The 7,625-nt window shown below is 65.2% G+C and carries 8 protein-coding genes and 1 tRNA gene; 2 read left to right on the forward strand and 7 right to left on the reverse strand.

Translation table 11 applies throughout. The features are described 5' to 3' along the window. Positions 1-83: 83 nt before the first annotated feature. Positions 84-1,010, forward strand: coding sequence for a phosphoadenosine phosphosulfate reductase (locus ABZD10_RS11720; protein ID WP_372886695.1), 927 nt, complete (start codon positions 84-86; stop codon positions 1,008-1,010). A gap of 20 nt (positions 1,011-1,030) precedes the next feature. On the opposite strand, the gene ABZD10_RS11725 is transcribed toward ABZD10_RS11720, so the two are convergent. After that, positions 1,031-2,050: a LacI family DNA-binding transcriptional regulator gene (locus ABZD10_RS11725; protein WP_372886696.1), complete on the reverse strand. Its 1,020-nt coding sequence runs from the start codon at positions 2,048-2,050 to the stop codon at positions 1,031-1,033. A gap of 220 nt (positions 2,051-2,270) precedes the next feature. On the opposite strand from ABZD10_RS11725, the gene ABZD10_RS11730 reads away from it, so the two are divergent. After that, positions 2,271-2,347: transfer RNA gene (locus ABZD10_RS11730), tRNA-Arg, on the forward strand. A 44-nt stretch (positions 2,348-2,391) separates the two neighbouring features. On the opposite strand, the gene ABZD10_RS11735 is transcribed toward ABZD10_RS11730, so the two are convergent. The 6 genes from ABZD10_RS11735 to ABZD10_RS11760 form a co-directional block, all read right to left on the reverse strand. After that, complete coding sequence (locus tag ABZD10_RS11735; protein WP_372886698.1) at positions 2,392-3,354, reverse strand: acetyl-CoA carboxylase carboxyltransferase subunit alpha; 963 nt, start codon at positions 3,352-3,354, stop codon at positions 2,392-2,394. A gap of 103 nt (positions 3,355-3,457) precedes the next feature. Beyond that, on the reverse strand, positions 3,458-4,072 hold the full coding sequence (gene msrQ / locus ABZD10_RS11740) for a protein-methionine-sulfoxide reductase heme-binding subunit MsrQ (protein ID WP_372886699.1): 615 nt from the start codon (positions 4,070-4,072) through the stop codon (positions 3,458-3,460). Positions 4,073-4,112: 40 nt separating this feature from the next. Further along, positions 4,113-4,319 carry a GDCCVxC domain-containing (seleno)protein gene (locus ABZD10_RS11745; protein ID WP_372886700.1) on the reverse strand — a complete coding sequence of 69 codons (207 nt, stop codon included), beginning with the start codon at positions 4,317-4,319 and terminating at the stop codon, positions 4,113-4,115. After that, on the reverse strand, positions 4,319-5,224 hold the full coding sequence (gene msrP, locus ABZD10_RS11750) for a protein-methionine-sulfoxide reductase catalytic subunit MsrP (protein WP_372886702.1): 906 nt from the start codon (positions 5,222-5,224) through the stop codon (positions 4,319-4,321). The genes ABZD10_RS11745 and msrP overlap by 1 nt, the downstream gene beginning before the upstream one ends. A 69-nt stretch (positions 5,225-5,293) precedes the next feature. Beyond that, on the reverse strand, positions 5,294-6,787 hold the full coding sequence (locus ABZD10_RS11755; RefSeq protein ID WP_372886706.1) for an FMN-binding glutamate synthase family protein: 1,494 nt from the start codon (positions 6,785-6,787) through the stop codon (positions 5,294-5,296). 212 nt (positions 6,788-6,999) lie between these two features. Beyond that, on the reverse strand, positions 7,000-7,625 hold a 626-nt coding region (locus ABZD10_RS11760; RefSeq protein ID WP_372886704.1), incomplete at its 5' end, for an AAA family ATPase.

A 7,625-nucleotide genomic window follows, 5' to 3' on the forward strand; every position in this document is an offset into this window, starting at 1 on the left:
ACACTGTCTTCGCTGGGGCGGGTCGAGGTTCTGAGCGAACGCAGCAACCGGGCCCGCGTTCTGGTCACCAAGGGCGCCTAGGCATGGACGACGTGACGCCCCATCGCGACGACACCCTCAGCCAGGAGGCCTGGCGCGACAACCTGCGCGAGATCGGCGCCCGCGAGGGCTTCTACGAAGAGCTGGGCGAAGAGCACACGGCGCTTTTCCTGCGCCGCGGCAGGACATTGATGGTGACCTTCGAGAATCTCGACCACATCTATGCCCGCGAAGACGACCGCATGCCATGGGGCCATGGTTTCGTGCAGTCGCATGGCTGGTCGATGCTGGGGCTGATGGCCCATGGCTGGACCTGGTACCGCGACGATGCGGTCTTCGACTTCTTCGACCGGCTGCGCGACCAAGGCTTCTTCGACGGTTTCGACAAGGTGGTGTTCTACGGCGCCTCGATGGGCGCCTATGCCGCCTGCGTCTTTTCCTCGGCCGCCCCCGGCGCGACGGTGATCGCGATTTCGCCGCAGGCGACGCTCGACCGCGAGATCGCCCCTTGGGAAAAACGGTATCACCGGGTCTGGCGGCGCAGCTTTTCTGGCCGCTACGGCTATGCGCCCGACCTGGTGCGGACCGCCGAAAGCCTGTACCTGTTCTACGATCCGCGCAGCGACCCCGACGCCATGCATGCCGCGCTGTTTCGCGGCGACAACATCCGCCGGCTGCGCTGCCGCTTCATGGGGCACCGCATCGCCTCGCAATGGATGCAGCTGGGGCTGCTGAAACCCGTGGTGGCGGCCTGTGTCGACGGCGATCTGACCGCCGCGCGGTTCTACCGGATGATGCGCGCGCGCCGCGAATCGCCGAAATACCAGAAAGAAATCCTCAATGTGCTGAAATCGCTGCAGCGCCCGCAGCTGCTGATCGGCTATTGCGATGCCGTGCTTGCCCGGCGGCGGGCACCGCATTTCCGCAACGCCCGCAGGGCGGCACGCGAGGCGCTCAAGCAGAAAGGCTGACCCGGAAGGCGCCGAAACCGCTAGCGCCGTTTCAGGGTGTCGCCGTAAGAGATCTTCGGTGTCAGCTCGGTGATCATGTCGGTGTCTTCACCCCGGGCCTGCGCCGCGATGATTTCCGCCGCCTTGATGCCGATCTCGCGCCGGCAGGAATCCATCGTCGCCAAGCGCCGTGGCAGACCCTGAAGCAATTCGACCCCGTTGAAACCGGCCAGCCCGATCTGCCCGGGAACGTCGATGCCCTTTTCCAGCAGGTATAGCAGCCCGCCCGCCCCGATCATGTCGTTGGAGTAATAGAGAAAATCCAGATCCGGGTCGCGATCCAGCAGGGCCGCCGTCATTTCCCGCCCCTTGGCCAGGGCCGAGCCACCGGAATAGAATTCCTTCTGGGCGATCTCGACCCCGTTCTTGGCCAGCGCCTCGGTAAAACCCTCGAAGCGTTTGCGCGCCCGGTGGTCCAGCGGCATCTTGGTGCCCAGAAAACCGATCCTGCGATAGCCGGCCTTGAGAATTGCATTGGCCATCTCGCGCCCGGCGCGGCGGTGCGAAATGCCGACCATGGCATCGACCGGCTTGCCGTCGACATCCATGATCTCGACCACCGGAATGCCGCTGGCATTCAGCATCGCCCGCGCCGCCTCGGTGTGTTCCAGACCGGCGATGATCACCCCCGAGGGCCGCCACGACAGCATCTCGTAAAGGACTTTCTCTTCCTTTTCCGGCCGGTAATCGCTGACCCCGACCACCGGCTGCAGATCGGTTTCCTCGAGCACCTGGCTGATGCCGCCGAGCACCTCGGGAAACACCATGTTGGACAGCGACGGAATGATCACCGCCACCAGGTTGACCCGCTTGCTGGCCAATGCCCCGGCGATCTTGTTGGGCACATAGCCCAGTTCCTTGGCGGCTTTCAGCACCCGCTGGCGGGTGGCGTTGGACACGTCTCCGCGGTTGCGCAGCACCCGGCTCACGGTCATTTCGGAAACCCCTGACGCTTCGGAAACATCGCGCAGGGTCAGAGAGCGTTTTTCTTCGTTTGCCACGTGGAAATTCCTGATTGTGATGAAAAATGTTAACGCGAACAATGCGGCCTGTTCAAGCCGCCTCGCAACAATTCCAAGCAGCGGACTCCACCCGCACCGGCGGCAGGAAAGGCGCGACCCTCAAGCCCCGCAAACGCCCGCCCGCAGGCACAGAAACATCCGCTCAATTGCGGTCATTGCCCTTGCACAGCAAAACCCGAGACGTATAAAAGCCCCGCACGGCTCCGTGGCTCAACTGGATAGAGCAATCCCCTCCTAAGGGATAGGTTGCAGGTTCAAGTCCTGCCGGAGTCGCCACCGCCCCCGATCACGCCAGTCCCGTCACAATCCGTTTCCGGCGTTCAGGCCTCGAGACCGTTCTGCCCCATGGCGAGGAACTTCTCGCGCCGCGACCGGATCAGCTGGGCGGCGTCCTTGCCCTGCAGGCCCTTGAGCATCTCGCCGATCGCCCGGCCAACGGCGCGGATGGTCTCGTCGCGGTTGCGATGCGCGCCGCCCACCGGCTCGGGGATGATGCGATCCGTCACGCCCAGCTGCTTCAGGTCCTGCGCCGTCAGCCGCATCTGCTGCGCTGCCTCGCGCATCTTCTCGGAATCCTTCCACAGGATCGAGGCACAGCCTTCCGGGGTGATCACCGAATAGATCGAATGTTCCAGCATGGCGACCGTGTTGGCCGAGGCAAAGGCCACCGCGCCGCCCGATCCGCCCTCGCCGATGATGATCGACACCAGCGGCACACCGATCTGGAGGCATTTCTCGGTCGAGCGGGCGATCGCCTCGGACTGGCCGCGTTCTTCGGCCCCCTTGCCGGGATAGGCACCGGGCGTGTCGACCAGGGTCACCACCGGCAGGCCGAACCGGTCGGCCATTTCCATCAGCCGGATCGCCTTGCGATAGCCCTCGGGGCGCGCCATGCCGAAGTTGCGCTCGATCCGCGATTTGGTGTCATTGCCCTTTTCATGACCGATCACCACCACCGGCGTGCCCTCGAACCGCGCCAGCCCGCCCATCACCGCATGGTCGTCGGCGAAATTGCGATCCCCGGCCAGCGGCGTGTACTCGGTGAACAGGGCGTCGATGTAATCCTTGCAATGCGGGCGCTCGGGGTGGCGCGCCACCTGGCATTTGCGCCAGGGCGTCAGATCCTTGTACAGTTCCGTCAGCAGCGCCGCCGCCTTGCGATCCAGTGCCGCCGCCTCTTCCGAGACGTCCATCTCTTCGTTGTCACGCGCCAATGCGCGCAGTTCCACGGCCTTGCCTTCGATTTCGGCCAGCGGTTTTTCGAAGTCGAGATAGTTGGTCATGCGGGTCTCCGGTCTGCATTACGCCACCGCTATATGACCCTGACAATGGGAAAATGCAACGGCAGGAACGCGCGGCGGCACGCCCCGGCCGAACCGGCCGATCTCAGCCGCGCACCGGCCTGCGTATCGGGCCCAGCCGCAATGCCAGAAGGCCGAGGATCGCACCGAGATACAGCAGCGGTTCGATCTGAAGCCCCTTGGCCTGAAGGATGAAATGCACCCCGCCCAGCAGCACCACCAGATAGGTCAGGCGATGCAGGCGCTGCCACCGCCGCCCCAGCCGGCGTATCGAAAGCGTGTTCGAGGTCGCCGCCAGAGGCAGCATGGCGGCGAAACCGGCCATGCCGACGGTCACATAGGGGCGTTTCACGATGTCGGCCCAGATCTGCGCCGCAATCTGCACATCAAGCACCAGCCACACCAGAAGATGCAGCGCGATATGACCAAAGGCCAGCAGCCCCAGCGCCCGGCGGAAGCGCAACAGGTTGACCCCGCCAAAGCGGCGCAGCGGGGTGATGCAGAGGCCCGCGATCAGCAGTTGCAGCCCGCTCTTGCCCAGCGCATGTTCCATCACCTTGACCGGATCGACCCCAAGCGCCCCGGTCAGCCCCTGCTGCAACAGCCAGACCGGGTAGAGGGCGCCCAGCGCGTAAAGCGGCCATGTCGGCACCCGGCGCAGAAGGGCGTTGAGCCTGTCCCTGACGAGCGAAACCCCCAAATGCGGCAAACCCCCTTCTCCCCGCCGGACCGGGCGCGGCCTAGTCACAGCAGCTGTCGCCCTGTTGCACCGGCGGGCAGGGCACCGTGCCATAGGAACAGAAGACGCAGCAATCGCCCGGCAGCGGCTTCAGCACCCGGTGACAGGCGGGGCATTCCAGAAACCACTGGCAGCTGTCGGTGGGCATGTCGAAGCTTTCGACATGGTCGCAATGGGGGCAGGTCAGGGTGCTTTGCAGTTGCATCATCAGTAGTTCCGTTTCAGATCCATGCCTTCGTATAGCGCCGCCACCTCGCGCTGGTATCCGTTGAACATCAATGTCGGCTGGCGGCGCGCGAACAGGCCGCCACCGATCGGACGTTCGGTGGCCTGCGACCAGCGCGGATGATCGACCTCGGGGTTCACATTGCTGAAAAACCCGTATTCGCGCCCATTGGCCTTGTTCCAGCTGGTCGGCGGCCGACGATCGGTCAGGGTGATACGGACGATCGACTTGATCGACTTGAAGCCGTATTTCCACGGCACCACCAGCCGGATCGGGGCGCCGTTCTGGTTGGGAATGGTCCGGCCGTAGATGCCGGTCGCCATCAGCGTCAGCGGATGCATCGCCTCGTCAAGCCGCAGCCCCTCGACATAGGGCCACTCCAGAACCGGGAATTTCTGGCCGCGCATTTCCTCGGGGCGCAGCAGGGTCTCGAAGGCGACGTATTTCGCCTCGGGCCTGACCCCGACCATCTGCAACAGGTCGGCCAGCTCGAACCCGTTCCAAGGCACCACCATCGACCACGCCTCGACACAGCGGAAACGGTAGATACGCTCTTCGATGGTCATCTTCGACAGGATCTCGCCCAGCGCATAGGCGCCGGGGCGTTCGACCATGCCGTCGATGGTGATGCTCCACGGCGCGGTGGTCAGCCTGTGCGCATGTTTGGCCGGGTCGTCCTTGCCGGTGCCGAACTCGTAGAAATTGTTGTAGCTGGTGATACTCTTCCAGTCATTCGGGGTCAGATCCGTACTCGCCCCTGCCGCCCCGCCCGCCATGCCGGCCAGCCCGATCCCGGCAATGCCGGCGATGATCCGGCGGCGATCCAGATAAAGGGATTTCGGGGTCACGTCCTGGGGCCCGAGATCGTTTGTCCAGCGCTTGGCCATTGGCGTCTCCTGTGTCACCTGTTCATTCCGATCTAGCCGGAGAGCGCCGCCAGACCAAACCACGTTCCCTCACGATGCCGTGGGCGGAGTGTAACCTGGATAAATCCGGTTCATCGGTTTCGAGCGCCCGTTGGCCTGCACGATGCGGACATGGCGCCGGCGCATCTGGCGGGGCTCGGGAACGCCGACCGAATGGGCGATGGTCTCGACTTCAGAGATGATCGCCCGGGCATAGCGGGCGACACGGGTGTATTTGCGCTCGACGACCAAGCCCTTCTGAAGGCGGGGATCATGCGTGGTGATGCCGGTGGGGCAGGTGTTCCTGTTGCATTTCAGCGCCTGAATGCAGCCCAGCGCGAACATGAAGCCGCGCGCCGAGGTGACGAAATCGGCCCCCGCCGCCAGCGCCCAGGCAATGTCGCCGGGGTTGACCAGCTTGCCCGAGGCGATCAGCCGGATGCGCTCGTGCAGGCCGAATTCATCACGCATGTCGGCCACCAGCGGCAGCGCCTCGCGCACCGGCATGCCGACAAGGTCGATCAGCGGCATCGGCGCCGCCCCGGTGCCGCCCTCGCCGCCGTCGATGGTGATGAAATCCGGCGCCGCCTCGGGGCCGCGCCGGGCGATGGTTTCGAACAGGGCGCGGGTGTCTTCCTCGGCGCCGACCACGGTCTTGATGCCGACCGGCTTGCCGGTCACCTCGCGGATATGGGCGATCAGGTCCAACAGCGCGTCATTGTCCCCGGCCTCCTGGTGCCGATTGGGCGAAATCGCGCTCTCGCCGACCGTGATGCCGCGAATGGCGGCGATCTCCTCGGTGACCTTGGCGCCCGGAAGAATGCCGCCCTTGCCCGGCTTGGCGCCCTGCGCCAGCTTCAGCTCGAACATCCTGACCTGCGCGTGCCCGGCGATCTCGCGCAGCTTGTCATCGCACAGGTTTCCCGCCGCGTCGCGGACACCGAACTTGGCGGTGCCGATCTGGAACACCAGATCGCAGCCGCCTTCCAGATGAAAGGGCGACAGCCCCCCTTCGCCGGTATTGAGCCAGATCCCGGCATCGCGGGCGCCGCGCGACAGGGCCTGGATCGCCGGCCGCGAGAGGGCGCCGAAACTCATGCCGGAAATGTTGAAGATCGACGGCGCCTCGTAAGGAATGCGCGCCGCGGGCCCGATCACCAGCGGCGCGGCGCTGGTGAACTGGTCGTGCAGGGGCGGAAAGGGCGCATTGGCGAAAATCGGCGTTCCGACCACGTTGAGGTTGCGCGTCGAGCCGAAGGCCACGGTGTTGCTGCGCCCCTCGCCCGAGCGCGCCACCCATTCGCGCTGCGCCCGGTTGAACGGCAGTTCCTCGCGGTCCATGGCAAAGAAATACTGGCGGAAGAATTCCCCCAACTCGCTGAAGATATGGCGGAAACGCCCGATCAGCGGATAGTTGCGCCGGATCGCATCGCCAGTCTGCATGCGGTCGATGACAAAGAGCACCAGCCCGATCAGCGTCAGGACGCCCAGCGCCGCGACGAAGGCAAAGCCGAGGACTTCCACCACGCCAAAGGCGGTCTCCATGGTTCTGTCCATTGCCCGTCCTCCCTCTGCAAAACCCGCCTGCCGCCCGCCACCACGGGTCAGGGATACTCTGTGGCGAGACCGCTTTCACCGCAAGTCACAAGCGCGCGCGCCCGCACGCCCCGCCGACCCTGCCAACGAAAAGGCCGGGGCAGATATACCCGCCCCGGCCTGCTGTGTCCCGTTTTCGCGCCGCGAAGACGCGGCGATGCTCAGTGCACCACGGCGTCGTCCGGTTTCGCGCGCTCCGAGGTGCCGACCCGGTCGCCGATGATCAGCCCCTCGGCACCGGCGCCGACCGGCACGGTGTCGCCGTCCTTGATCTCCCCGGCCAGAAGCGACTCGGCCAGCGGGTTCTGCAAGGCACGCTGGATCACCCGTTTCAGCGGCCGGGCACCGAACACCGGATCATAGCCTTCATCCGCCAGCCACTGCTTGGCACCTTCGTCCAGCTCGATGCTGATCTTGCGCCCCGCCAGACGTTTGCGCAGGCGTGCCAGCTGGATCTCGACGATGCCGTCCATATCGGCCCGGGCGAGACGGTCGAAGATGATGGTCTCGTCGAGACGGTTGAGGAACTCGGGCCGGAAATGCGCCCGCACCGCATCCATCACGTCGCGCCGCGCGTCCGAGGCGTCCGCCCCATCCGGCAACTGGCTGAGCGCCTGCGCCCCGAGGTTCGAGGTCAGGATGATCAGCGTCTGCTTGAAGTCCACGGTGCGGCCCTGACCATCGGTCAGAACCCCGTCGTCCAAGACCTGCAACAGCACGTTGAACACGTCGGGATGCGCCTTTTCGACCTCGTCGAACAGCACCACCTGATAGGGGCGACGCCGCA

Source organism: Shimia sp., assembly GCF_041624275.1.
GTDB lineage: Bacteria > Pseudomonadota > Alphaproteobacteria > Rhodobacterales > Rhodobacteraceae > Shimia.

Coding starts and splice junctions, on each gene's coding strand:
- ABZD10_RS11720 (WP_372886695.1), top strand. CDS start 84: ATGGACGACGTGACGCCCCATCGCGACGACACCCTCAGCCAGGAGGCC.
- ABZD10_RS11735 (WP_372886698.1), bottom strand. CDS start 3,354: ATGACCAACTATCTCGACTTCGAAAAACCGCTGGCCGAAATCGAAGGC.
- ABZD10_RS11745 (WP_372886700.1), bottom strand. CDS start 4,319: ATGATGCAACTGCAAAGCACCCTGACCTGCCCCCATTGCGACCATGTC.
- msrP (WP_372886702.1), bottom strand. CDS start 5,224: ATGGCCAAGCGCTGGACAAACGATCTCGGGCCCCAGGACGTGACCCCG.
- ABZD10_RS11755 (WP_372886706.1), bottom strand. CDS start 6,787: ATGGAGACCGCCTTTGGCGTGGTGGAAGTCCTCGGCTTTGCCTTCGTC.